We start from the raw sequence: 26,414 nt of genomic DNA, 5'->3' as shown, positions 1-26,414 counted from the left end.
TTTAGGTCAGGAGACCTAACTAAAGCACTGAAAGGCCAAGGATAGGCGTGTTCTTAAATTGATGTTATGACTCTGTTCATGACACAACCTGTCTGCGTTATTCAGTTCTCTTATCTGTGTTTTCTCGTGTTAAAGTCAAAGGAATGGACTCATGAAGAAATCAAATGTTTTTGTTAAAAGCTCATTAGCTGTGGCAGTTGCCATGGGCATGAGCAGCGCTGCTATGGCAGCGCCTGGTACTCCTATCGTACAGTGGATGGAAGACAACTACTCCATCATTGAAGTCGATCAAGCTGCCACTGCTTATAAAGACCTATTTGTTGTAAAAGATGCGGCAACGGTTCCTGTTACTTGGGACATGTGGTCAGGTGAACCAGGTACTAAATGGCAAGTATTGCTAAACGGTGAAGTCGCGCATGAAGCAACCATCGCTGCAACACCAGTACAAAAAGGCGTGGTTGACCTACAAGTGAAGAAAGGCGGTCAATACGCTCTTACTGTTAAGTTATGTGACGACACAGGCGCGTGTAGCGAAAGTGCAGCGAAAAATATCGTGGTTGCAGACACAGATGGTAGCCACTTAGATCCACTACCGATGAAGGTAGACCCAAACAATGGTAACTACACCACGCCAGAAAATACGGTAGTAGGTACTTACTTTGTAGAATGGGGCGTTTACGGCCGTAAATTCTCAGTTGACCAAATTCCAGCGCAAAACTTAACCCACATTATTTACGGTTTCGTGCCAATCTGTGGTCCCAACGAATCACTGGGTGAAATCGAAAACGGTAACAGTTTAGCCGCTCTAGAGCGCGCTTGTGCGGGTACACCTGATTACGAAATGGTGATCCACGACCCGTGGGCAGCCATCCAAATGCCACAAGGTAATGATATTCACTCTACCCCTTACAAGGGCACATATGGTCAAATGATGGCGTTAAAACAACGCTACCCTGATCTAAAAATTCTACCTTCGATTGGTGGCTGGACCCTATCTGACCCATTCTACGATTTCGTAGACAAGTCTAAGCGTGACATCTTTGTGGCTTCTGCGAAACGTTTCCTACAAACTTGGAAATTCTTCGACGGTATCGACATTGACTGGGAATACCCAGGCGGCCAAGGCGCTCACCCAACCAAGGGTAATCCAGACTTAGACGGTCAAGCATACGCAGATCTAATGAAAGAATTACGCGCTATGCTAGATGAGTTATCAGCAGAAACGGGCCGTACTTACCAACTAACTTCTGCCGTAGGTGTTGGTTACGACAAGATTGAAGACGTTAACTACATTGATGCTGTGCCTTACATGGACTACATCTTCGCCATGACTTACGACTACTACGGTGGTTGGAATAATGTTGTTGGCCATCAAACCGCCCTGTACTGTGGCAGCCACATGAGCGCTGACGAATGTGAAGGTAAAGGTCTTGATGCTGAAGGTAACCCACGTAAAGGACCAGCTTACACTTCTGCAAACGGTATTAACCTACTGCTAGAAAAAGGCGTACCAGCTAACAAACTGGTTGTAGGCGCGGCCATGTACGCTCGCGGATGGACAGGTGTAACCCAAGAGTCAATGACAGATCCTGCTAACCCAATGACAGGCGTCGGTAATGGTAAAGTAAAAGGCTCATGGGAAGCTGGCGTTATCGACTATAAAGATGTCGTACGTGATTACATCAACAACCCATCGGTACAAAAGTTCTATGACGAAGTCGCCGAAGCCCCCTATGCCTGGAACCCTGCAACGGGTGATTTGATCACTTATGATGATCGTCGTTCGGTATTAGCTAAAGGTGCGTACGTTAAAGAAAATGGCTTTGCAGGCTTATTCTCGTGGGAAATCGATGCCGATAACGGCGATATCCTAAACGCCATGCAAGAAGGCCTAGCGGGTCATGTTGTGGTGACTCCTGTACCAACTACACCACCAACGATAGAACCAACTGCTGAACCAACAGCTGAGCCTACAGCAGAACCAACAGCTGAGCCTACAGCAGAACCAACAGCTGAGCCTACAGCAGAACCAACGGCTGAGCCTACAGCAGAACCAACAGCTGAGCCAACACAACCACCAGCGGGTGACTATGATTTCGTTTACCCAGATGGACTCGGTAGCTACACCGCTGGCACCAAAGTACTTGCTAGCGATGGCGGCATTTACCAATGTAGCGTGGCGGGCTGGTGTAACTTAGGTGGTGCCTATGAGCCAGTAAATGGTTGGGCTGCTGACAATGCATGGACTAAAGTAGGATCAGGCACCGTGCCTTCAAGCGAGCCAACGGCGGAGCCAAGTGTTGAACCTACAGTAGAGCCAACGGCTGAACCTACAGTAGAGCCAACGGCTGAACCAACGGTTGAACCAACTCAACCTCCAGCTGGTGACACAACCTGGTCAGAAAGCCAAGTTTACAATGGTGGCGATGAAGTGCTTTACAACGGCGTGAAGTACCAAGCTAAATGGTGGACACAAGGTGACAACCCCGCCCAATCAGGTGAATGGGGCGTTTGGAAAAAGCTTTAACTTTTAACAAAATAGGTTAAAGCGATAAGTAATTGACGAGGGGAATGGATCACATTCCCCTCGTTTTATTTACACAATTTGATCCACATAACAATTATAGCTTTCAATAAAACAGCCCCACTAAAAAGCACTAACAACCTGAACTAAATATAAAAATAGATAAAAAACCTAAAACCTCGCGGCTTAACATTTTATTTACGACGATTTATTCACCATTTTTTTTAGCTCCATCACGTTTAGCACTTTCCCTGTCTTGCCCTTAGCATCAGATACTCCTATATTGTCTTAAGTCTGAACAAGACTACACTTTTTGAAATGAATCAGTATGGCCAGGAGGCCCACAAATTACTGGTTTATATGTTGCCAAGGATAGGCAAGCTAACTGGATAAGGATATTGCAGCCCCTGTTGCAACCCTACCTCTGTCTATCTTTTGCACAATTTCAAATTGACTCTGAATTCTCAATGACTAGTCAAAGGAATGGACTTATGAAGAGAAATATCTTAGCTGCATCTATCTTGGCAGCCATCAGTGGTAGCGTAATGGCTGCACCTGCTGCACCAAGCATCGACATGTACGGTTCTAACAACCTACAATTCTCTAAAGTTGAACTTGCGATGGAAACCACTTCTGGTTACAAATCCATGGTTAAGTACAATGAAGAAGCCAAAATCGCAATCAAATTCAACCAGTGGTCAGGTACTCCTGGTGACACTTACAAAGTGTACTTTGATGGCGTAGAAGTTGCGTCTGGCCCAATCACTGGTAGCCAAACAACAGCAACTTTTGGTTACGCGAAAGGCGGTGTTTACGATGTAGTAATCGAAGCGTGTGACGCGACTGGTTGTACTAAAGGTGCTGCAGCAAAACTAACTGTTGCTGACACTGACGGTTCACACCTTGCGCCACTAACAATGAACGTAGATCCAAACAACAAGTCTTACAATACTGATAAGAACACTGTTGTGGGTACTTACTTCGTTGAATGGGGTATTTACGACCGTGGTTACACAGTTGACAACATCCCAGTCGACAACCTAACTCACATTCTTTACGGCTTCATTCCAATCTGTGGTCCTAACGAGTCTTTGAAATCGGTTGGCGGCAACAGCTTCAACGCACTTAAAACAGCCTGTTCTGGCGTGCCAGATTACGAAGTTGTAATCCACGATCCATGGGCTGCATACCAAAAGAGCTTCAAGCAAGCAGGTCATGACTTCAACACACCAATCAAAGGTAACTTTGCGATGATGATGGCGCTTAAACAGCGTAATCCTGATCTGAAGATCCTACCTTCTGTAGGTGGTTGGACACTATCTGACCCATTCTTTAGCTTCACTGACAAAGCTAAGCGTGACATCTTCGTTGCATCTGTTAAAGAGTTCCTAACTACTTGGAAATTCTTCGACGGTGTGGACATCGACTGGGAATTCCCTGGTGGTGGCGGTGAGAACGCTAACCTAGGTGACCCTGTTAAAGATGGTCCTGCTTACATTGCATTAATGCAAGAGCTACGCGCAATGCTAGACGAGCTAGAAGCGCAAAATGGCAAGCCATACGAACTAACTTCTGCTATCGGTGTTGGTTTCGACAAGATTGAAGACGTAGATTACGGCCAAGCAGTTCAGTACATGGACTACATCTTCGCCATGACTTATGACTTCTACGGCGGCTGGAACAACGTACCAGGTCACCAAACTGCACTTTACTGTGGTTCATTCATGGCGCCTGGCCAGTGTGACGGTAGCGGTGTTGATGCTGAAGGCGTTCCTTTCAAAGGTCCTGCTTACACAACTGACAACGCAATCCAGTTACTACTTGCGCAAAACGTACCAGCTAACAAACTTGTTGTAGGTGCGGCTATGTACGGTCGTGGTTGGGACGGCGTAATGCCATCTAGCCTAACTGATCCAAATGACCCAATGACAGGTACAGGTAACGGTAAGTTAACCGGTACTAAAGCTCAAGGCGTTTGGGAAGCTGGCGTAATCGACTACAAAGGTATCAAACAGTACATGCTAGGTGCGAACAACACTGGCGTAAACGGTTTTGAATACGGTTACGATGAGCAAGCACAAGCACCTTACGTTTGGAACCGCTCTAACGGTAAGCTAATCACGTTTGATGACGCACGCAGTGTTAAAGCTAAAGGCGCATACGTTCGTGACCTAGGTCTAGCAGGTCTATTCTCATGGGAAATCGATGCGGACAACGGTGACATCCTAAATGCAATGCATGAAGGTCTAAACGGTTACGTTGTACCAACTCCGACTCCAACTGCTGAACCAACAGCTGAGCCTACTGCTGAACCAACAGCTGAGCCTACTGCTGAACCAACAGCTGAGCCTACTGCTGAACCAACAGCTGAGCCTACTGCTGAACCAACAGCTGAGCCAACAGCTGAGCCTACTGCTGAACCAACAGCTGAGCCTACTGCTGAGCCAACAGCTGAGCCTACTGCTGAGCCAACAGTTGAGCCTACTCAACCACCATCAGGCGCTATCGTTTGGGTACCAGGTCAAACTACTGTTAAGAACGGCGACCTAGTGACTTACAACGGCCTATGTTTCGTAGCGAAGAACAGCCCAGGTACTTGGGAAACTCCAGCTGCAGGCGGTAACTGGTTCTGGACTGAAGTTCAGTGTGAAGGTGGCGTAACTCCTACTGTTGCACCAACTGCTGAGCCAACAGTTGAGCCTACTGCAGAACCAACAGTTGAGCCTACTGCTGAACCTACAGTTGAACCAACAACTGAGCCAGGTAACACAACTTGGAGCGCTGACGCAGTTTACACTAAAGGCGATCGCGTTATCGTTGACGGTGTAACTTACGAAGCTAAGTGGTGGACTACTGGTGAAAACCCAGCGACTACTGGTCCATGGGGCGTTTGGGCTAAAGTTTAATCTAAACTTTAACTCATAGCTTGAAAAGGGATGCACTAGCATCCCTTTTTTGTATTGTGAATCTACCTTGGTGTTAGGCTTTGCTTATCCCGATCAGAATAAGACGGCATCAAGCACCCACACGTTACTGTCTACCCCATCGCCTTCTATTATCAACCGACTAAGTCTGCCGTCCTCATTATCTAACCCACAACCCACACCGTGTCACAAAACGAGAATACAGATCACACAAAATTGTAATAATAAAACATAAAAATATCTCCGCCTTAGCTAAGTAGCTGATAACCTGCATAGGAGCGATTTAAATCACACTTTTCTGTAATTATTTTACAAAAAGATATTGAAAAATGTGATCTGACGCAGTATTATGACCCTGTTCCTTAGAGAAAAGGAACAAATCAAACAACATTAAACAAAAAGAGGAGACATTATGTTATTAGGTAGCTCAGCATTAGACTTCACTCGTGCAACCATCCAAGAGCGTGAAGCACAACGTAAAGCAGGTTTAAACTTAAACTTCTTTGCAAAAAAGAAAGAAAAGAAAGTTAAATAACCTGAACACTAGTGATTGCACCACTAGCAAAGTAAAAGTAGTAACAGTAAGAAGTAAGCGAAGACCACAGGGAATAGCTCCAATCATGGAGCAAAGATATAAACCTACTCCTTGTTTCCCCATGAGGATTTTTCCAAACTGTAAACCAGAACAGGTTTATCATAAAAGTGGGTCTGCCGCTCTAACTGAAAGCCAGAACTTTCAGCCACCCGTTTCGACGCCTCATTGTTATCAGCAATAAACGATATTAGCCGCTCTAAACCTAACTCAGTGAAAGCATATTGCGTTGCCGCACGTGCAGCCTCACTTGCCAGTCCCTGCCCCCAATAGTCAGGTAATAGCCTATAAACCAGCTCGACTTCATCCTGACCTTCCAAGCGATGAAAAAAATGGCCACAAAAACCGATTAGCCGCTGATCTTCCTTACAGTGAATGGCCCATAAACTAAACCCCTTACTCATATAAGTATCGAGAATACTATTGAGAAAAGTCTGCACTTGTTTACGATTGAGGGGACCACTAACAGAAAATTTCATGACTTGTCGATTTGACATAAGCTCATAAAGCGCCTCAACATCATCAGGCTCAAATAAACGTAATATCAGTCGCTCTGTTTCGGCAATCTTGGGCATAATTTCAAGCTCCCATACTCTGAATTCACGACATCATACCCATGAAGACAATTGGGTTACTGCTGTGTAAGCAATACCCAGTTGTAAGGATCCATTGCATGAATGCATGACAAGCACTGTTGGACATAGTTGAAATTAAGCTTAGGTGAAATAAGAAGCTCTATCAAATCCACCAGCCCCTTTGAGAAGGCTAAAAAGATATCTAAAGCCGGTTAACCGGCTTTAGAGTGAGTCGGAAACGAGGATTATTTATGATAAGGCACACTGAGCTCGTGTACGGCATTGATAAAGACGCCCGCATGCTCAGGATCAACATCTAAGTGGATCCCGTGGCCCAGATTAAATACATGGCCACTTCCTTCGCCAAACCCTGACAGAATGTGCGCTACCTCATCACAGATACGCTCAGGAGAGGCATATAACATAGAAGGGTCCATGTTCCCTTGTAGTGCCACTTTATCGCCAATACGCGCTTTAGCGTCGGCGATATCAATGGTCCAATCAAGGCCCACAGCATCACACCCTGTTGCTGCAATATCCTCCAGCCACATTCCACCGTTTTTAGTAAACAAGGTTACCGGCACTTTACGTCCCTCATTTTCACGGGTTAAGCCGTCAACAATTTTGGCCATGTACTGCAGTGAAAACTCACGGTAGTCTCGGGGTGACAGTACCCCGCCCCAGGTATCGAAAATCATCAAAGATTGGGCCCCTGCGGCAACCTGAGCATTTAAGTAGCTGATCACCGAATCGGCGACTTTATCAAGTAGCATGTGCAATGTCTTTGGTTCCGCAAACGCCATCTTTTTGATTTTGGTAAACGCTTTCGACGAGCCGCCTTCAACCATATAAGTGGCTAATGTCCATGGGCTACCAGAAAAACCAATTAAAGGAACCTCACCCTTTAATTCGCGGCGAATGGTACGCACCGCATTCATCACATACTGCAGCTCACCTTCAGGATCAGGTAAACCGATTTTGTCCACATCGGCTTTACAAGTAATAGGTCGTTCAAATTTAGGCCCTTCACCGGTTTCAAAGTAAAGCCCTAGGCCCATTGCATCAGGAATGGTTAAAATATCCGAGAATAAAATGGCGGCATCTAATGGAAAACGACGTAGTGGCTGTAACGTCACCTCACAAGCCAACTCTGCATTCTTACAAAGTGACATGAAATCGCCGGCTTGAGCGCGAGTTGCCTTATATTCAGGTAGATAGCGACCCGCCTGGCGCATCATCCAAACTGGGGTCTTGTCAACAGGCTGTTTCAGCAGCGCTCTAAGATAGCGGTCGTTTTTTAACTGGTTCATAACACTTCCATAGCAATGATTCTGTGGCGAATTGTAGCAAAGCCCGTCTGTAAGGGAAAAGTAAAACTACAAACAGCGCTGACGAACTTTCTCAATTAACAAGCGAGCGATAGTGCCGTGGGGTGGCAGCAGTGGCAAATCATCAAAATTAAACCATCGCGCATCATTCAACTCATTGGTGTCGATAGTCAGCTCTCCTTCGGCATAATCGGCAATAAACCCCATCATCAAAGAATGTGGGAAAGGCCAAGGCTGGCTCTTGATATAGCGGATATTTTTTACCTTAATGCCCGCCTCTTCATACACTTCACGTTCAACGCATTGCTCTAACGTTTCCCCTGCCTCGGTAAAGCCCGCTAAGGTCGTGTAGATTTCTTGGCCAGGCTTATTATGGCGAACATGATTCGCCAGTAGTATTTGCTTACCTTTACGAATCGCCACTATGATGCAAGGCGATACTCTGGGATAACAGCGATGACCGCATTGGAAACACTTCATCGCCAATTCCCAATCAATACGTTGCATGGGCTGACCGCACTGGCCGCAAAACCGGTGAGTGTCGAGAAAGTTAACAATTTGAAAACCGCGTCCAACCAAGTTAAATAAGGGATCGGGCACTTTGCCTAATATGTAGCGCAGGCCTTTGTATTCACCTAAGCCCATGTCTTGATTTGCATCGCTCATTCTGACCAGCACCAGTGGGTAGCCGTCAAATTCACCAATCACAATATGCTCTGTCAAATCCAACTCAGGAAAAGGCAATTCATCTAAACAACCAAAAGGGACCGGCTGCGCGCCATGGCATACTAACATTTGGCCCTCAGCGATAATTAACCACCATGCCGGTTGCTGCTGGGTTAGATGGATTTGTTCATTTTGCAAAATTACGCCCTCACAATTTCCATATAGCTCACAGTTATACATGAAGTGGCTTTAAGGAACCAAATTAGAGTTGACGATAAGCACGGTTTTCATTACTTATATCAATATGGCGATAAAAATAACAACCAAGGACATAATATGCTAACCAAACTTGAGCGCGCTAAACAGGAGTGGGGTGGTACATCTCATATTATCGATAATTGGTTGAATGACCGTCAGAAAGTGCTGGTAGAATACTGTGAAATGGCAGGCCTGCCCCCTTATGCCAAAGAGCATCAAGCACTGCCGACACTCGAACAAGTGCAAGGGTTTTGCCAATCTCTGGTGGACTACATGTCTACTGGGCACTTTGAAATATATGACCAAGTCGTCTCTGAATGCGAAAAACACGGTGCAGAAAGTGCCAAACTCGCTCAAGAGCTTTATCCGAAGATTTCACAAACCACCGACTCAGCCCTCGAGTTCAATGATAAGTACGGCGATCAACTAGGTGATGATGCGGCGACTGATTTTGACAGCGATTTATCTAAGCTGGGACAAATCATGGAGCAACGCTTCGAATTAGAAGATCAGCTACTCGCGACCTTGCATCAAAAGCACCTTCAGCCCCAATTATAAAAGTCATAGGTACACAGCGGTTAATCAATCGTTAGCTTGATAAACAGAGATAAAAAAAGCGCTCAATGAGCGCTTTTTTGCTATTTTGCTATATCGCTTATTCTGCTACTTTTTCATCAGCGGTTGCAGGTTCAGCCGCTTCTGGTGCTTCTGCCTTTTCAATTGATAACAACTCAACATCAAAAATCAGCGCCGAATGAGGAGGGATACTACCTGCACCTTGCTCACCGTAGGCAAGTTCAGCTGGAATAGTAAACTGAAATTTAGAACCTACAGACATCAGTTGTACACCTTCGGTCCAGCCAGCAATGACTCGGTTTAGTGGGAAGGTAGCAGGCTGACCACGGGTAAGTGAACTATCAAAAACTTCGCCGTTTAATAAGCGGCCTTCATAGTGAACCGTTACCGTGTCTTCAGCACTTGGCTTATCACCTTCAGCAGCGGTTAGCACTTGATATTGTAAACCAGAGTCAGTCGTCACGACGCCTTCTTTCTTTCCATTTTCAGCTAGGTATGCCGTTGCTTCTGATTTGGCTTTTTCAATCGCTTCAGCTTGTTTCGTTTGAGCAATTTCACTTAGCTTTTTATCATACGCTTGCAGCGTAGCGATCACTTCTTCGTCTTGTAGTTTTAACTCACCGCGCAATGCATCAGAAATACCCGCGATGATTTGTTCTTTATCTAGGGTGACACCTAATTGCTCTTGTTCAGCCAGTGTTTTTTCAATGTAACGAGACACAGAGGCGCCAATCGCATAAGCCGCTTTTGCGTCTTCATTTTCAAACTTCACCTCAGGTGCTGTCTCAACAGCTGCTGATACCGCTTCTACTGCAGGCGCGTCAGCTTTAGGAGCTGTTTCCGCTTGCTTATCATTACATCCTGCTGCTGCCAAAACTGCACCAGCAAGTAGCGATACCTTAAAAATATTGTTCATGTAAAAAAATCTCCCAAAAAAATGTCACCTCAACACGCATTATCAAAACGTAAAGAGGGGCTTAGCGTAATAAATCCGTTTATACTAACGCTATCATGCAGTAAACAAAACAAAATTAGTAGACTATTAAGATGACAAAAGGTGCAATCTTTTTATCTGTGATCTCGGCGATCTTGTTAACTGCTTGTAGCGGTGAACAACTGTCGACCTCTCAAGTAGAACACGCTGTTGAAGGTGCCTACGCAGCCGATATCTCAGCCGATGGCCATTACAGTGTGATTTCATCCATTCACCATGGCATTAGCCTATGGGACAATAAAAAAAATGCGTTGAAATATCAATGGAGCCACCAAGGAAGCGAGCAAAATCAGGTTTTTTTAGCCCGATTTTCCGATGATGCCAGTCACGTTGTCACCGCTTCTAGCGACGAGTTTGCTATTTGGGATGTCGCCACAGGTGAAGCAACCGGTTTCTATAAAATCTCAGAGTCAAACATCCGCGATATCGCGATCTCTGCTCAAGCACGTTATGTACTTTATGGGTTAGCCAACGGTAAGGCGGTGCATATTGATTTAAATACGGGGCGTCGGCTGGAATTTTTAGGCCATAGCGAGAAAATTAATGCCGTTGATATGTCTGCTAATGGCCATTACGCCTTAACCGGTGGCAATGATTATACCGCCTACTTCTGGGATACTCGCACCGCACAGGTATTGCATCGCTTTAGTCACCCAAGCCGAGTCACCATGGTTAAGTTAGAGCGCGAAGGCAAGTACCTGTTCACTGCCGACAATCAAAAACAAGCCAATATCTGGGATATGCGCAGCGGTCAACCTATCAGTCGCCTTAACTACCTTGCCCGTCAGGAAATCTTCAGCTCGGTCCGCTTTGTCGAGCAAGGCGATTACTTATTAACCGGTTCGCCGTCTCGTATGCTGGCCCTTTGGGACTCAAAATCCGGCCAACAATTACAAAAATGGCGCGTAAGCCCCAGAAAAAACAGTCGTCCGAAAAGCGCTGTAGTATACTCTGCCACCTTAGTAAATGGTCAAGTGTTGAGTGAAAGCTCCGCTGGACTGTTAGAAACGTGGACATTGGACAACTGATCTCCTTATGAACGATTTAAAAGACATCCTCACGCGACTGGAATACCTAGAGACGAAAGTCGCCTTTCAAGATGACACCATCGAGGCCCTCAATGATGAAATAGCCAGTATGCAAAAGCGACTGGAAATTCAACGAGAGCAAATGAAATACCTCGTCAACAAGGTAAAAGACGTCCAAGGCAGTCAAGTTGCGCGAGAACAAGACGAAACCCCGCCGCCCCACTACTAACCCCCGATCATACGCCAATTGCATGGATGCTAAGGGCAACGTATTGAGGGCCTAACGCCAATAAAAATGAATCGCGAAAGGTCACCAGCCCCAGGCTAAGCGCCAAATAATGCCCCTTCGCGGACCCATTTTAGTCGTCCCACTGCCACGGTAAACGTACCAACCATATAGGGAAATAGCCATGATAAGCCAAGCCCGCAACGTCATCGATTTTTTAACAAAACAAGGCGTCGAGTACGCCGATATCCGAATTCACGAGCTTGATGAAGCCGAACATATCTCCACCATGAAAGGAGATGTTGAAAAATATGAGCTTATCAGCCAGCAAGGTTACGGCATTCGCGTACTGGTCAATGGCGCATGGGGATTTGCCTCAAGTGAGGTGATGACAGCCCAAGCCATGGAGCAAGCTGGCAAGCAGGCCATTGAAAAGGCCCAAGCCGCGAGTCAGTTTATTCAGCAAAAAATAGAACTGAGCGACAAGCCTTGCGTTAACAGCCATTATCGCTCCCCGTGTGAAATCGATCCTTTTAGTGTTTCTAGCCAGACCAAACTGAAACGCTTGCTGCAACTAGATAGCCAGCTTGGCGATGAAAAGTTTGATTACTGGGGAGTCTCAGCCAGCTTTTACAAGCGCCACATCATTTACGTCGATAGTGAAGGCAGTGAAATCCGCCGAGAATTGATTGAGCTCGATGCCAAACTCTATGCCTACGCTACCGATATTGATGGTCAGCAGCAAAAGCGCACTTTTGTCATGCCGCAGTATGCCGATGGCACCACAGGCTGGGAAAACCTGCTCAATGACGCACAAATAGATCATACCCAGCGCTTGCGCTCGGAACTATTAAGCCTACTCGATGCACCCCGTTGCCAAGTGGAAACCTGTGATGTGATTTTACTGCCCGAAATGATGGCCTTACAAACCCATGAAACCATCGGCCATGCCTTAGAGTTAGACCGTATCTTAGGTTACGAGCTGTCTTATGCTGGCGGCTCCCATGTGGATTTAGATGACTTTGGGCAATTACAATTTGGCAGTCATAAACTCACAGCACGGGCCGATGGCACCGTCCCTAACTCACCTGGCTCTATTGGCTTTGACGATGATGGGGTCCCCGCACGCAACGTAACGTTAATCGAAAAGGGCTTACTCAAAGATGCCATTACCTCTCGTCAAATGATCATGGAAGCCAATGCCAAAGCTGGGCGCGCCATTTTTAGTGCTTCTGGAGCCACCAGCCGTGCACAAAGCTACAGTAACCTACCCATCGAGCGGATGAACAACATCAATATCGATGCCGGCCAAGATGGCGATCTTGAAGCCATCATCGCCGCCACCAAAAACGGTATTTTGCTTGAAACGCCTTGCTCTTGGTCGATTGGCTCTAACCGTGAGAATTTCCACTTTGCGACCGAAATAGCATGGAAAATCAAAGATGGCAAAATCGCCCACGTGGTGAGAAATGCCACATATCGTGGTGACAGTTTAACGTTTTGGCATTCTCTTGACCAAGTGGGCGATGAAAGTACTTGGCAACTGCAACCCGTGTTTATGTGTGGCAAAGGCCAGCCCAACCAAATCATGCGACTGGGCCACGGTATTCCCGTTTGTCGCTTTAAAAATGTTCAGGTAGGAGAATAACCATGGCCAAACATCCCATGATTAACATTGCCGATACCCTTATCACTCTCAATGCCTTCATGCGCCAACAAGGCATCTGCGGCAGTTTAACTTACCGGCACGAAGTGTCTCATATGGTGCGATGTGGTCGCAGCCAAATTTCACTCAATGTCTCTGAAGAAGGTGAGAAGTTCTTTATCGAGCTGCAACAAGGCCAACGAAAGATCAGCGGCAGTACCACAGCACAAGCCGGTGATGTAGATAAGATTCAAGCCCTCATCCTAGCCCTCAATGAACGCTTACAGTACATGCCACAAGTTGAGCATCTAACCCCTATGCAAGCCATCGCGCAAGGAGACTTAGACCGCTTCAATGGGGATGAGCAATTACATACCATAGACTCTCAGCGGCTAGTGGACTTGTTTAAGCAAACCCATCAGCACTTTGCTAATGAACAAGTCGAAATTTCCGGCGCATTTTCCGCAGGCACCTATCGCTATGCCATAATCAACACCTTAGTCGATAACCCCATCTGCTATCAAGGGAGCGATTACAACATCGAGCTGGTATTGCAACTGCTGGCCCAAGATAAAAAAGAAATTCGCATTGCCGATGTCGGTGAGTCATTGGCCCAATATCAACCAAACGCACTCATTGCTGAGTTGGTCCGGCGCTACCAACTCAAGCTAAACACACCACGCCAAGACATCCCTCCTGGCGAATATGATGTCATCTTTCATGCCGATGCATTTGCCGATTTGACCAACTACCTCAGCTACATGGCCTTGCATGGCGAAACCTACCAATATGGCATGGGCATGCTACAGGCGAACAAGCACAAGTTAGGGGACACCTTATTTGATGCGAGCTTAACGATTTCTGATGATCCCAATGATCCAGACACCTTATTTGGTCGCCCAGTTGGTATTAATGGCATCGCCCGCGGTCACTTTCCCTTGATCACTCAAGGCACCTTACAAAACGTCTATTATAGCGACAAAGACGATTGCGATCGGTTTGCCTGCCATCGCAACAACGACATGAATGTGGCCAGCTTAAAAGTGCATACCGGTACTGGACCTGCCGATTTTGACGCCATGGTAAAAAGCTGCAGCAAACCCACCTTGTACATTTCGTTTATTCACTACATGAACATCACCCATGCGGCCAAAGGCGAGTTTACAGGCACCAGCCGATTTGGCACCCTACTAATTGAGGATGGCCAAGTAAAAGCACACCTTTACAATCAACGCATCAATGACTCTTACCATCGGATATTTAACCAAATTGAATGGTTATCCAGTCAGCTTAGTCATGTCAACATGTCCAATACTTATGGTATGCGCAATGCTAGCAGCATTAGCTGCCCACAATTTGTCAAGGTAAACAAGGTGAACATCACAGGCTCAAGTGCGCCGAGCTAGCCAATCAATAAGCCACTATCAACTCATTCACTAGGGCAACGGCTATCACTAGACCGTTGACCTAGATTGTTTGCGCCAAGGCGCTCTGAAACATGCACCTTCAAGTTGATTGGGTATAACCTAAGATCAATGAGCTCAAGCAAAAACCAAGCGATAGGCGAAATTCATTTTAAGCAGGGGAATACAGGTTAACGAGTTAAAGCCAAGCCTACTGGCTTGGCTTTATGCGCTAAAGTTGCGCGAGTGGTGGTGCTAGTGATGGGTGTGGCCGCACCCACCTTCAGCATGAACATGGCCATGGGCTAACTCTTCATCCGTAGCAGGGCGTACCGCTAACACTTCACCTTTAAAGGTTAAGGTTTGACCGGCTAAGGTATGATTACCGTCTACGGTCACCGTGCTCTCTTTTACATCGGTGATTTCAACCGAGCGAGGCCCTTGATCCGTTTCCGCAATAAAACGCATGCCCACTTCAACTTGACCTTCGGTTTCAAACAGCTCACGCGGCACCTCTTGTACTAGGCCTTCCTCATGCTCACCGTAAGCGTCTGCAGGCGCACAGGTTAAATCAAACTGATAGCCGACTTCTTTATCCGCTAGCTCGGCTTCTAGGCCCGGCACTAAAAATAGACTACCTTGAATGTAGTCAAGGGGAGCACCATCACGTGTAGAACCAAGCTCAGTACCGTCTTCGTCATACACTGCAAAATGAATGGATACTACGCTATCATTTTCAATTTTCATATTATTTCCAATTATTTATCATCGGGATTAAACACACCAATCAGTTGTTCAAACTGGCGCGTTGAACCACTTACCTCACCAGGGGCTTGGGATTGTAAGTAGTCACACTTTACACATTTTACTTTTTCCACGTTTTGCTCAACGAACACCACTATGGTGTCTTGCTCACCGCACGAAGGGCAAGTCGCACCAGCAATAAAACGCTTTCTTTTACTCATATTGCTCCCCTGTTTTTGCCACAGTGTAACTGATCAAAGTGAACTTTTCTTCTGCTAATAGACCTGTGTTAGAATCGCGACTTATTTTTGTCAGATAGAAGCCAAACCATGATCACAGCCAGTGCCATTGAGCTAATTCGCGGCGGTCGTCCGCTCCTTCAAAATGCTACCGCCAGCATCAACCCGGGCCAAAAAGTAGCGCTGGTCGGGGCCAACGGCACAGGTAAATCAAGCTTTTTTGCCTTATTAAAAGGTGAAATACAGGCCGACAATGGTGATCTTAGCTTTCCCAGTAACTGGCAACTGGCCAGTGTTGCCCAAGAAACCCCCGCCCTTGAAAAAAGCGCCATCGAATATGTGATTGACGGTGATCTCGAGTTTCGTCGCTTAGAAGCTGAATTAGCTGGCGCAGAGCAGCAGGGTGATGGTAATAAAATTGCGCTATTACATGGTCAGCTAGACACAGTTGGCGGCTATACCATCAAGGCCCGCGCAGCAGAATTGCTTGCCGGACTGGGCTTTAGTAATGAAAAGCAATCCAATCCAGTAAGCGCGTTTTCCGGTGGTTGGCGAATGCGCTTAAACTTAGCGCAAGCCCTGCTTTGTCGCTCTGATTTATTGTTGCTGGATGAGCCAACCAACCACTTAGATTTAGATGCGGTGATCTGGTTAGCCAAATGGCTTAATGCTTATCAAGGCACTTTGATTTTGATTTCCCATGACCGTGATTTTATCGACGATATCGTAGGCAAGATCATTCATATCGAACAAAACAAATTCTTTGAATACACGGGTGACTACAGCAGCTTTGAAAAGCAGCGGGCAGAAAAGTTAATGCAGCAGCAAGCCATTTACGAAAAGCAACAAAAGCAAATGGCGCACATGCAAAGCTACATCGACCGCTTTCGTTATAAGGCGTCTAAAGCACGTCAAGCACAAAGCCGTATCAAGGCACTAGAGAAAATGGAACTGGCCCTGCCAGCCCATGCCGACAGTCAGTTTAATTTTTCGTTCTTTGCACCCGATGCCCTGCCCTTGCCGTTGATTACCATGGACGACATTTGCGCCGGCTACGGCGATACCCTGATCCTCGAAAAGATTAAATTTAACTTAGTGCCAGGTAGCCGCATTGGTTTACTGGGTCGCAACGGTGCGGGTAAATCGACCCTGATCAAACTACTGGCGGGGGAAATCAAGGCGCAAGGTGGCCACTTTGAGTTAAACCCTAATGCGAAGGTGGGTTATTTTGCTCAGCATCAATTAGAGTTTTTACGCCTAGACGATACCCCATTACAACACCTGGCGCGTTTAGCTAAGGATAAAAGCGAACTCGAGCTGCGCAATTATCTTGGTAGCTTTGGCTTTCAGGGCGATAAAGCCCTTGAGCCCGTCGCCCCTTTCTCCGGCGGTGAAAAAGCACGTTTAGTGTTGGCCTTGATTGTGTGGCAAAAACCAAACCTACTGTTACTCGATGAACCGACCAACCACCTCGACTTAGAAATGCGCCACGCCCTTACTGTGGCTTTGCAAAGCTTTGAAGGCGCCATGGTCGTAGTCTCGCACGATCGTCACTTACTACGCACCACCACCGATGACTTATACCTCGTTCATGATCGTCAAGTTGAACCCTTCAACGGTGACCTAGAGGATTACCACAAATGGCTTGGTGAGCAGCAGAAAATAGACAAACAAAAAGCCGCCCCAGCAAATAATGAGCCTAGCGCTAACAGCGCTGTAAACCGTAAAGAGCAAAAGCGTCTAGAAGCCGAACGGCGCAAACAAACCTTGCCATTTCGCAAAGCCATGGAAAAAGCCGAGCAACAAATGGACAAACTCGGTGCCGAGTTAGCCGAGGTTGAGCTGCAATTAAACGATTCTGCACTCTATGATATTGCGCAAAAAGCTAAATTAACTCTAGTTCTTGAGCAACAACGAACCCTTAAGGCGGCGATCGAAGAAGCCGAGATGAGCTGGATGGATGCGCAAGAGCAACTGGAGCAGTTAGAAAACTAAATATCATTGCCACCTAAGGATGATCCTACAGGTGGCACTTACAAGGGAGGTAAACCTTGATCACCCACCTGGCTTACTGCTCGGTTGATATTGTCCGAGCATATACCAGGGCTGTGAAGTAGAAATAGGCGTAGGCAAAGTCGGGGTCAATTGCATTTCACTGGCATCAGACGCCGCTCTAACATAAGCCACAAAAGCCAGGGTCAACACAATCACCAGTACTTCAATCCAAGGTAGCTTTGCCCAATTTTTCAGTTTCATTTTGATTCCTCATCATTCAAATCCCGTACTATGCTAAGTCAGAACAATGAACCAAAAATGAAACAACTAAGTCTTTTGCATGACAGATAGAGTTTCAAGTAAACGCCCTCGCACACTTTCTTGCACATTTAGCAGCAAAGAGCTTTGAACATTCCGCGACCTCGCTTTGTCATGGTAATGAGCCTTTATTTAAGATCATCAAAGCGGATTTGCTCGTATCGCTACTGACATCTGCAGAAAGGAAAAAAATGGAAAATCTATATTTGGCATATTTAGGCGGTCGGCTCAGTGGCGGACACATTGAAATGCATGATGTACGGTTTGTACATGGAGAAACTATCCGCGCCACTTATGGCCAGTTAAAGCAGCAATGGGTGGGTAATAAGCAAGGGGCTCACCTTGATGCCTATATAAGGTTACATCACATAGATGGCTACCAAATAACATTATCCACAGAGCCGAGCCCCGGCCCTTGGCTTTATTTCGTCAACTTTGGCGGCTATCATGCTCAACAATTAGCTGAGTTACATCAGTTTTTTGTCGTTGTTGCTGAATCACCCGAAAACGCAAAACAACGAGCTTGGCAAAAACTACAACACAACCGCAGTATTCCTTGGCTTCAAGCTCATCTTGACGATTTAAAGCAAGTAGACGATTGCTTCGCTATTTCACTGATTGATAGTCCATATTACATCCACCTAAATTTTCAAGGCGCGCATTTATCTCAATCTCAACCCCTGCAGCCAGACTGGTATGGTTTTGAAAAGTTATAAAATTTAGCTCGCCTTTATGTCATACCTTGGCAAAGACAAAACAAAGACGTCTATACTCACTAATACCCAAGCCACTAGACGCTTGTTTACAACAGCCTAGTAATTGGGCTATTTGCACCTTGAGCACAGAGGCGAAGAGTCAGTATGCGATACTCACTAGCAAAATGGATCCGACCCCAACTCAGGCAACCAACACAACCAAGGTCAAAGCCAACCCCAGTGCTAAGCAAAAGGCCAAGCCAAAGGCTAAGCCAAGAGCCAAATCAAAGTCTAAGCCTAAGGCGAAACTTAAATCAGGCTATTTATGACTCAAGGCATCAAGACGATGGTAACCTCAAGGTTTCATTCTCCCGCCTTTTGCTCAGGTTAAGCATGGTTTGTGTGTTATTGCTCAATATCGCATTTGCCAATGCCAATAGCAGTATCAATGCCGACTGCCATCAATCACCCTTGATCTGGGGGTGGATAGACTGGCCTCCTTTTATTTATCAGCAAGCGGATGGGGAGTTCAAAGGCATCGACTATCAAATCATTAGCAAAGTAATGGCGAAAATTTCATGTGAGGTCACCCTGTCTAGCTATCCCATTCCGTGGCGCAGACAACTCGCATGGTTAGAGGTGGGTCAGATAGCCATGATGAACGGCGCTTCAAAAACACCAGAGCGCGAAAAATATGCTTATTTCTCGATTCCTTACCGTAGCGAATCCGTCAGCCTATTCATCCGTAAAGCAGACTTAGAAACACGCTCGATATCGCATTTGTCACAACTCTTAGACTCAAACATTCATAGCTTAGGTTACAGCAAAGGAAGCTACTACGGCGAAGAGTTTGCCCAATTACTAAACCAGGCGGAGTTCGCGAAGCGCCTCTACTCTGATTTTGATATCAATAACTTTCACCGTTTAAGTAATGCACGTTTAGATGCCGTCATCGCCGATAGTATCAGTGGCGCGGCCTTGATAAAGCAACTTGAGCTAAGCGATCAAATTATCGCCATGCCCGGTATGAAAATTGTCACCGGTGACATTCACATTATGTTCAGTAAAAAAGTCGTTTCCTTGGCCTTGATCGAACAAGTTAATCAAGCCATAAAAGACTACAAAACCAGCGCCGAATATCAACAATTAATGCAAACCTTAACCCGTTCACCTTAGCTGCTTAGGGCTTCGCTAGTGCAGATCAAGTACAACCAACTTTTTACTGCACAGGTGCCGTTTTAGTCGCCGCTAGCACAACAAATTTATGGTTTTGCCCCAATAGCTCAACCTGACCAAAAATCCGCTTTAATTTAGCTTTGTAACCCAATTGTCGATTACCTATCACTATCAAGCGCCGACCATTGCGCAGCACCCGCTTAGCATCGGTAAACATCTGCCATGCAATATGATCGGTAATGGTATTGGCTTGATGAAATGGCGGGTTGCACAAGACTAAATCCGCAAAGCTATGCTCAAACCCATCTAAGCAATTGTTCACTTGAGCCGTGATTTGATGCGCTGATAAGTCATTTAACCCCGTATTTTCAAGGCAAGATTGTACCGCCATAAAACTTTCATCCACACTCAAAATATGTGCTTGGGGGTTTAGCTTCGCAGCCTTGATACTGATCACGCCATTGCCACACCCCAGATCTACAATCTCTTTCAACTCAGGATCTTGTGGCACATATTGCAACAATAAGCGCGCTCCGATATCCAGGCTATCACTGGAAAAAACATTCGCATGATTACTGATGATTAAGCCATGCTCAGATACCGGCCATTGTTTTGGGTTGGGCAATGCTTGCTGCAATGATGGGTTTGGCTGGCAAAACACCAGGCGCGCTTTTTTTACCGCTAAAGAGGTACTGGTCTCACCAAGGTACTGCTCAAATATTTTTAAGGTTGAACTATGGATATCCTTAGCCTTAGCAGCGGCGACAACCACACAATCGGGCGGTAGAGCCTGACACAACTGTTGTAATTGCCAACTCAGCAAACGGTTATTCTTAGGTAGCTTGAACAACACTAACTGCGCATTAGCAGGCAGAGGGCTTAGGCTATCTAACAAGGTTATCTCGGGTTGCTGATTGTGCCTTAAATTAGCTAAGCTCGCTTGTTGGGCAATATAAGAATCCGTCACACTCACCACTTGCCCCAAACCAGCAAACCAAGTGGCTAATGCACCAAAGCTATCATTTAAAATGATAATCGGGCGCTTTTTAACCAAGGTGAGCGTTTGACAGTGATTAATCAAATACTCATCCGCGGCATCCCAAGCCTGAAGGGTTTCATTTTTAAGGATGGGGTAGCGATTAAGCACAAGGGTACGCTGATGCAGGTTCAAATTTACATTCATAAACTAATAACGCCAATGGAGATTGATCGCTATTGTCGCAAAAGCGCTGATAAAGTAAAACCTAAACGAGGAAGTCCCCGTTGGGGTCACCGCAGGGCAACCTGTTGTACCCGTCCCTGTTAACGTTCCTTATAGGCTCACGACACCGTCTCGTGTTGATGCGCGGCTTGGTTAAATTTATCTTGCCATGTCGCAAAATCTTCCGCGGTTAAAGGCTTAGAAAAAACATAACCTTGAATTAGATTGCAGCCCTTGCCTCTGAGAAAGTCGATACCTTCGCGCTCTTCCACCCCTTCAGCGGTAACCGAATAGCCTAAACCATGACTTAAGGCGATGGTGGTGTCGACTATCATGCTGTCATTATCGTTGACCAACATATCTTGAATAAAACAGCGGTCTATTTTGACTTCATTAACAGGCAAGGTTTTTAAATATGCTAACGAAGATTGGCCTGTGCCAAAATCATCAATGGCGATACTCACACCGATATTTTTAAACACTTGCAATACCGCTATGACCACCTGGGGATCTTGCATCACCGCCCCTTCCGTGACTTCGATGGCAAAAGCAGCTGCGGGAACGGAGTGCATTTGCAATAAAGACTGGATATAGGTAGGTAACTGCATGTTAAGTAAATCATGAGCAGAAAGATTGACGGCCACTTTTAGTTCAACCCCTTGAGCTCGCCATGTCGCCAGTTGAGCAATGGCTTGCTCGATCACCCAATGACTAACCTGCTCAATATTACCTGAGTGCTCGGCTAATCGAATGAATTCATCAGGCGGTACAAAACCTAATTCAGGATGTTGCCATCGAATCAATGCTTCGGCAGCGCGGCATTGATTTTGTTGGATATCCACCTTAGGTTGAAATACCAAGTGAAACTGACCTTGCGCTAACCCCTTAGGCAAGTCACTAATAATGGTTAATTCACGTTGATATTGTTCATCCTCTCCGGCTAGATATGTGGCTAACGGCTTATTCGATTGCACCGCTTTGGCTAGTGCAATTTCAACACGTCTTAAGGTTTCATCCACATTGCCACCGTGTTGGATAAGATCCAATACCCCCGCTCGGACATTGACTGCAATACTGGATCCTCTAACCGGATAAGGCTGCTCTAACTCTTTGATAATATTGCAAAGCTGTTCTCGTTCAATGCCTTCACGAAACCACAATAAAAAGCCATCACCGTCGATCCGGGCAATAAAATCGGCTTTTGGCTGAATCGCTGCTAAACGCTGGGCAAAGCGCACTAACAAAGCATCAGCATTGGCAAACCCTATCATGTCATTGATATGCCTAAAATGCTGCAAATCCAGTTGTACTAAATGGCCCGATAAGTCGCCATTAATCTCTCGAAGTATCTGCTTAGCCGACTCACGGTTATTGAGCCCAGTTAAACTGTCGTGAAGGGATTGGTAGGTCAAGTCCGCTTCACGAGTCGCAATATGTTGCTGCATTTCGGCCATCTCATTGGCCAAAATTTGCAACTCTTTAGGCGCATTCAAAATGGGCTGAGGCTGCTTCCCTTTACCAATTTTTTCCGCATAATCAACCAAGCGCATAATTGGCTGAGTTAGATTTCCAGCCAACCACCATGCCACAAGCATAGCCAACCCTATGGTGAGGGTAAACACCAACAGCAGTCGGTTGCGCAATTCAAGGTAGCTTAACTCCCAAGGCAAATTAGATAGATGTAACACCGCCCATACGTCATCGGCGGTATCATCAAGGGATAGAGGAAAGGATAAGTACCCTGTTAATAAGTCCTCTTTCACTTGATTTGCCATCCTAGGTAGCAGCTCGGCTTTGAGGCTCAATGCCGCTGATTGGGACTGGGGCAAGGTTGAGGCAATGGCGGTACCAAAATCAGGGTTCCAATGCACAAAACTAACATCAACGCCTGTGATGGCTTTGGCTTCTTGCGCTACCTGCTGATCCAATACAAACCCCATTCCAACCCAAGCTACAAGTATAGGGGCTTTTACGGGTTGTAAAACAAACTGAAAACTGACGCCATCAATGTCCAACATGGTTGATGAACTTAGGTTATTGCCACTGGCAGTGAGGGCATTTAATGCCTTAAGTTCTGGCTCATCTATTCCGGGTAAGCTTGCTTGAATTAACTCACCTTGGGGTGATAGCAACACCACCACATCTGCATCGACACGCTCACCTTGATTTGTCAGCACCGAGGCAACCGTCTCTTTTTCACCCGTTGCGATGGCTTGACGAAAACCATAATCGGCAGCCAAAACCGATAAACTCTTATTTAATGCCTTAGAGCGGTTTTTTAATACATCTAAAAAAACATTTATCCCCACATCAAGACTTTGCTGTTGCTGCTTTAACCTATCTTGATGAGTGGTGTTAAGTACCGACAGAGCCGTCGCTAACTGCACCGCCATAAGGATTAAAACAATAACAACAATTAACCGGCTGCGATAACTTGTGAACATCTTTGCCCCTCTAGTATCGTGGCGAGCCCACAAAGGCGAGTTCTGGTTTAACGGCAAACACCTTAAACTGGTCGGCTCTATCCCGATTGAAGTTAACCTCTATGGTTTCACGTTGCTTCTTTTGCCATGGGTGCCATAGCTTCACTTGATACGGAGCAGGCTTCAAATCGGTAAAGACCACCATACCATTTGCATCGGTTACCGCCACCCAAGGTGAACTTGCCACATAAATATGCGCTTGCATGCGATCGTGGATATTACATCCCAATGCCACCACCCCCGGCTTATCAAACAAAATGGGACTGTGAGGGCGATCTTTATAGAGCTTTATCTCAAAGGTTTTCGCTTTAGAGAAAGAATAAACATGATGTCGGGTGGCATCTAAATTAGGAAAATCAACTTCAGCACCAACGGGCACTGCCAAAACAAAAGGTTGGAACTGTTTGTGTTGCTGGATCATGTTATAAGGTTGACTCGGTGTTAACCCTGACGGGTCAACATCAGGATCCGTTGACATAGTCAGCTCAACCACGGCATTAGGTAGTGGCTCACCCAAGTGATCAATAACCTTCACTTGCCATTGCTCACTCAGCGCCGGCCAGCAGATGACCCACGCAACCACCATTACCATCAATTTCGATCGCCACTGAACTGTCAGCCACTGAACTGTCAATGTCATTTCCTCCCTTGCGTTCAACCCCTTCTAACTATGAGGGATGAAAACGTAATTCGCCAATTTGTTAATCAATAAATCATCCTGGATGTGTTACCTTACAAAGGTCAATTTAAAGTCATAAGTATAGCCTAAGGAAATGCAGTACATGTCTCGAGTGTTTGAGCAAATACAAATCACAAGCAAAAGTTTACGTGGAAACAAGCTGGATGATGACCCTACCCGAGAAGTCCTGGTCTATTTACCACCGAGTTATCATCACAACCCAACAAAACGTTACCCCGTTATCTACCTGCTCCATGGTTTTGGTGGTACGCCTCAAGGCTGGTTTTCAAACACGGAAAATGAACCCAGCATTCACTTGACCATGGCGAAGCTATTAAAAGAGCATAAAATAGAAGAAATGATTATCGCAGTGCCTGACACGCGTACTCGCTTTACGGGGGCGGGCTATCAAAATAATGCTATCCAAGGCAATTGGCTCGACTTTATCAGTGAAGAGCTTCCCGCAGCCATTGAAGCCAAGTATCGTTGTAAAAATGGGCCCGAACACCGTGCTTTAATGGGCCACAGCTCTGGAGCAGACGGGGTATTAAAAACCTTGTTGTTTAAGCCTGGTTTCTTTAAACAAGCTGTCGCGATGAGCCCGGCTCATATTAACGCCGACAACCCTTCCTTTTTTAAACAACTCTATCAGACTAATCAGAGCCAATTAGCCGCCGCAGCCGACGCTAAGTTGAGCGTTGAGCAATTAGATGTTTGGCAACACCTGTTGTGTAATCGTTTCCAACAGATATTGCCCGCCGCCGATCACCCCCCCCTATTTTGTCGTTTCCCCCAATCCGAACAAGATTGGCAAGGCTTAGCAGAGTCAGCTTTTCAGCGCTTAATCCCCAAATTAGAGCAACAACTAGCAGGGATCACCCTGGTTATCGACATCGGCAAGCGAGAAGAGACCTACCAAGACTGCTTAACGTTGGTCGAACAAATGCAACAACGGGATATAGACGTGACATTATTTGAGTTTGACGGCGGCCATGTCGACCACATGGGAAAAAGCTTGGTCTATGTACTCACTTGGCTAAGCCAAGTACTGATGCAAACGCGATAACGCGTACAACAAGAAATCTCAACGTAACCTTGCTAAACTGGCGGGCTAAAACCCCGTCAGGAAATCAATATGGACCCGCTAAGCCAAGTTCCCTCTAATCAGCCATTAACTAAAACCGCCCATCATGACGGGCATGTGACGATCGGCTTAACCAATCCGAAAAGCGCCACTAACGTGGGCGCGGTGATGCGCGCCGCGGGGTGCTTTGCGGTGGATAAGGTGATTTACAGCGGTGAGCGCTATGATCGCACCATGAAGCTGAATACGGATACGAAGAAAATTCGCAGTAAAATCCCACTATCGCAGCAGGACTGTTTACTGATGGGTAAACCTGAAGACGTCAAAGTCATTTGTGTTGATCTTGTCGTGGGGGCCACCCCTTTACCCGAGTTTGAACATCCAACACGCGCGCTATACGTCTTTGGGCCAGAAGATGGCACCATTAGTCAGCAAGTGATCGATCAAGCAGACGCTGTTGTCTATATCCCAACCCATGGCTGCCTAAACCTCGCCGCCTCGGTTAACGTGCTACTGTATGACAGAAGTATCAAACGCCAGCAATTTAGCCCCAGTGATACCCTGATAAAAACCAGTCGCGATAAAAATAATCGAGTCAAAGTAAAAGCTTAGAGCGTATTTTGCATTTATAAAATATCGCTCTTTTAGCTTATCCCCCATAGAAAACCCGCCTCTCATAGAAACAATACTCTATGAGAGTGTTATCTATTCCACGAAACAAAGCATCCAGCTTCATACGGGAGAATAACCTACGACAATGGCCTTAGCGTCAACATCAACAGATGCTTAAATCACCTCATACCCACAAAGACGAAGGCTTAAATAGAGTATGACAAACACCAAAACCCATGCCAACTAACTGTTATATATAAACAAAATTAAAAAACCATGATTTTTGTAACGTTTTTAATTGTTTATTTTTCCATCTGAAAAAGCATAAAAAACGTGGAAAAACTCAAATATCAAATTTAAATAAAAAATATAAAACTTATAAGCAATTATTATCTTGCCAATTAGGTTGTAAAACGAACAAAACAAACAAATCCTCTTTTCTATCCTAA

General features: G+C 45.9%; 23 protein-coding genes. 13 read left to right on the top strand and 10 right to left on the bottom strand.

The genetic code is table 11. From position 1 onward, the window contains the following. The first annotated feature begins 151 nt into the window (after positions 1–151). The 3 genes from K6Y21_RS14950 to K6Y21_RS21300 all read left to right on the top strand — a co-directional run bounded on the left by K6Y21_RS14950 (position 152) and on the right by K6Y21_RS21300 (position 5,983). Complete coding sequence (locus K6Y21_RS14950) at positions 152–2,527, top strand: glycosyl hydrolase family 18 protein (protein ID WP_233072648.1); 2,376 nt, start codon at positions 152–154, stop codon at positions 2,525–2,527. 488 nt (positions 2,528–3,015) lie between these two features. Beyond that, positions 3,016–5,430, top strand: coding sequence for a glycosyl hydrolase family 18 protein (locus K6Y21_RS14945; RefSeq protein WP_233072647.1), 2,415 nt, complete (start codon positions 3,016–3,018; stop codon positions 5,428–5,430). Positions 5,431–5,860: 430 nt separating this feature from the next. Further along, complete coding sequence (locus K6Y21_RS21300; protein WP_282560156.1) at positions 5,861–5,983, top strand: hypothetical protein; 123 nt, start codon at positions 5,861–5,863, stop codon at positions 5,981–5,983. Between the two features lie 104 nt (positions 5,984–6,087). Here K6Y21_RS21300 and K6Y21_RS14940 read toward each other — a convergent pair whose 3' ends face one another. The 3 genes from K6Y21_RS14940 to nudC form a co-directional block, all read right to left on the bottom strand. Then, positions 6,088–6,615 (bottom strand): GNAT family N-acetyltransferase, encoded by a 528-nt coding sequence (locus tag K6Y21_RS14940; protein ID WP_233072646.1) that lies wholly within the window; start codon positions 6,613–6,615, stop codon positions 6,088–6,090. A 245-nt stretch (positions 6,616–6,860) separates the two neighbouring features. Next, on the bottom strand, positions 6,861–7,925 hold the full coding sequence (gene hemE / locus K6Y21_RS14935) for a uroporphyrinogen decarboxylase (protein ID WP_233072645.1): 1,065 nt from the start codon (positions 7,923–7,925) through the stop codon (positions 6,861–6,863). Between the two features lie 66 nt (positions 7,926–7,991). Further along, on the bottom strand, positions 7,992–8,807 hold the full coding sequence (gene nudC, locus K6Y21_RS14930) for an NAD(+) diphosphatase (protein WP_233072644.1): 816 nt from the start codon (positions 8,805–8,807) through the stop codon (positions 7,992–7,994). A gap of 138 nt (positions 8,808–8,945) precedes the next feature. Between nudC and rsd the strand changes: the two genes are divergently transcribed. Next, the gene (gene rsd, locus K6Y21_RS14925; RefSeq protein ID WP_233072643.1) at positions 8,946–9,425 is read left to right on the top strand and encodes a sigma D regulator; all 480 of its coding nucleotides are present in this window, start codon (positions 8,946–8,948) and stop codon (positions 9,423–9,425) included. A 97-nt stretch (positions 9,426–9,522) separates the two neighbouring features. On the opposite strand, the gene fkpA is transcribed toward rsd, so the two are convergent. Then, entirely contained in the window at positions 9,523–10,359 is an 837-nt protein-coding gene (gene fkpA, locus K6Y21_RS14920) for an FKBP-type peptidyl-prolyl cis-trans isomerase (RefSeq protein ID WP_233072642.1), read from the bottom strand. 131 nt (positions 10,360–10,490) lie between these two features. Here fkpA and K6Y21_RS14915 point away from each other — a divergent pair, with 131 nt between their 5' ends. The 4 genes from K6Y21_RS14915 to K6Y21_RS14900 all read left to right on the top strand — a co-directional run bounded on the left by K6Y21_RS14915 (position 10,491) and on the right by K6Y21_RS14900 (position 14,742). Continuing rightward, on the top strand, positions 10,491–11,465 hold the full coding sequence (locus K6Y21_RS14915; RefSeq protein ID WP_233072641.1) for a WD40 repeat domain-containing protein: 975 nt from the start codon (positions 10,491–10,493) through the stop codon (positions 11,463–11,465). A gap of 7 nt (positions 11,466–11,472) precedes the next feature. After that, the gene (locus K6Y21_RS14910; protein WP_233072640.1) at positions 11,473–11,694 is read left to right on the top strand and encodes a SlyX family protein; all 222 of its coding nucleotides are present in this window, start codon (positions 11,473–11,475) and stop codon (positions 11,692–11,694) included. Positions 11,695–11,875: 181 nt separating this feature from the next. Continuing rightward, a complete protein-coding gene (locus tag K6Y21_RS14905; RefSeq protein WP_233072639.1) occupies positions 11,876–13,339 on the top strand; it encodes a TldD/PmbA family protein in 1,464 nt (487 codons plus the stop codon). A 2-nt stretch (positions 13,340–13,341) separates the two neighbouring features. Continuing rightward, complete coding sequence (locus K6Y21_RS14900) at positions 13,342–14,742, top strand: metallopeptidase TldD-related protein (RefSeq protein WP_233072638.1); 1,401 nt, start codon at positions 13,342–13,344, stop codon at positions 14,740–14,742. Between the two features lie 252 nt (positions 14,743–14,994). On the opposite strand, the gene K6Y21_RS14895 is transcribed toward K6Y21_RS14900, so the two are convergent. Further along, a complete protein-coding gene (locus K6Y21_RS14895) occupies positions 14,995–15,486 on the bottom strand; it encodes an FKBP-type peptidyl-prolyl cis-trans isomerase (RefSeq protein ID WP_233072637.1) in 492 nt (163 codons plus the stop codon). Between the two features lie 11 nt (positions 15,487–15,497). Continuing rightward, a complete protein-coding gene (locus K6Y21_RS14890; protein ID WP_233072636.1) occupies positions 15,498–15,704 on the bottom strand; it encodes a YheV family putative zinc ribbon protein in 207 nt (68 codons plus the stop codon). A gap of 108 nt (positions 15,705–15,812) precedes the next feature. Here K6Y21_RS14890 and K6Y21_RS14885 point away from each other — a divergent pair, with 108 nt between their 5' ends. Further along, positions 15,813–17,717 (top strand): ABC transporter ATP-binding protein, encoded by a 1,905-nt coding sequence (locus K6Y21_RS14885; RefSeq protein ID WP_233072635.1) that lies wholly within the window; start codon positions 15,813–15,815, stop codon positions 17,715–17,717. 60 nt (positions 17,718–17,777) lie between these two features. On the opposite strand, the gene K6Y21_RS14880 is transcribed toward K6Y21_RS14885, so the two are convergent. Next, positions 17,778–17,978 (bottom strand): hypothetical protein, encoded by a 201-nt coding sequence (locus K6Y21_RS14880; protein ID WP_233072634.1) that lies wholly within the window; start codon positions 17,976–17,978, stop codon positions 17,778–17,780. A gap of 248 nt (positions 17,979–18,226) precedes the next feature. Here K6Y21_RS14880 and K6Y21_RS14875 point away from each other — a divergent pair, with 248 nt between their 5' ends. Both K6Y21_RS14875 and K6Y21_RS14870 read left to right on the top strand, forming a co-directional pair. After that, on the top strand, positions 18,227–18,751 hold the full coding sequence (locus K6Y21_RS14875) for a DUF1543 domain-containing protein (protein WP_233072633.1): 525 nt from the start codon (positions 18,227–18,229) through the stop codon (positions 18,749–18,751). A 372-nt stretch (positions 18,752–19,123) separates the two neighbouring features. Continuing rightward, positions 19,124–19,906: a substrate-binding periplasmic protein gene (locus K6Y21_RS14870; protein WP_233072632.1), complete on the top strand. Its 783-nt coding sequence runs from the start codon at positions 19,124–19,126 to the stop codon at positions 19,904–19,906. 43 nt (positions 19,907–19,949) lie between these two features. On the opposite strand, the gene K6Y21_RS14865 is transcribed toward K6Y21_RS14870, so the two are convergent. The 3 genes from K6Y21_RS14865 to K6Y21_RS14855 all read right to left on the bottom strand — a co-directional run bounded on the left by K6Y21_RS14865 (position 19,950) and on the right by K6Y21_RS14855 (position 24,230). After that, a complete protein-coding gene (locus tag K6Y21_RS14865) occupies positions 19,950–21,089 on the bottom strand; it encodes a methyltransferase (RefSeq protein WP_233072631.1) in 1,140 nt (379 codons plus the stop codon). 137 nt (positions 21,090–21,226) lie between these two features. Continuing rightward, on the bottom strand, positions 21,227–23,551 hold the full coding sequence (locus K6Y21_RS14860; RefSeq protein ID WP_233072630.1) for a putative bifunctional diguanylate cyclase/phosphodiesterase: 2,325 nt from the start codon (positions 23,549–23,551) through the stop codon (positions 21,227–21,229). A gap of 10 nt (positions 23,552–23,561) precedes the next feature. Next, positions 23,562–24,230, bottom strand: coding sequence for a cupredoxin domain-containing protein (locus K6Y21_RS14855; RefSeq protein ID WP_233072629.1), 669 nt, complete (start codon positions 24,228–24,230; stop codon positions 23,562–23,564). Positions 24,231–24,372: 142 nt separating this feature from the next. Between K6Y21_RS14855 and K6Y21_RS14850 the strand changes: the two genes are divergently transcribed. Beyond that, the gene (locus K6Y21_RS14850) at positions 24,373–25,335 is read left to right on the top strand and encodes an alpha/beta hydrolase (protein ID WP_233072628.1); all 963 of its coding nucleotides are present in this window, start codon (positions 24,373–24,375) and stop codon (positions 25,333–25,335) included. Positions 25,336–25,404: 69 nt separating this feature from the next. Then, a complete protein-coding gene (locus tag K6Y21_RS14845) occupies positions 25,405–25,965 on the top strand; it encodes an RNA methyltransferase (protein ID WP_233072627.1) in 561 nt (186 codons plus the stop codon). Positions 25,966–26,414: the final 449 nt, after the last annotated feature.

It is taken from the genome of Motilimonas eburnea (assembly GCF_021295345.1).
In the GTDB taxonomy this organism is placed as follows: domain Bacteria; phylum Pseudomonadota; class Gammaproteobacteria; order Enterobacterales; family CBDFNC01; genus Motilimonas; species Motilimonas eburnea.
Note: the sequence above shows the minus strand (reverse complement) of the source record. Positions and strands in the feature narration are given on the sequence as shown.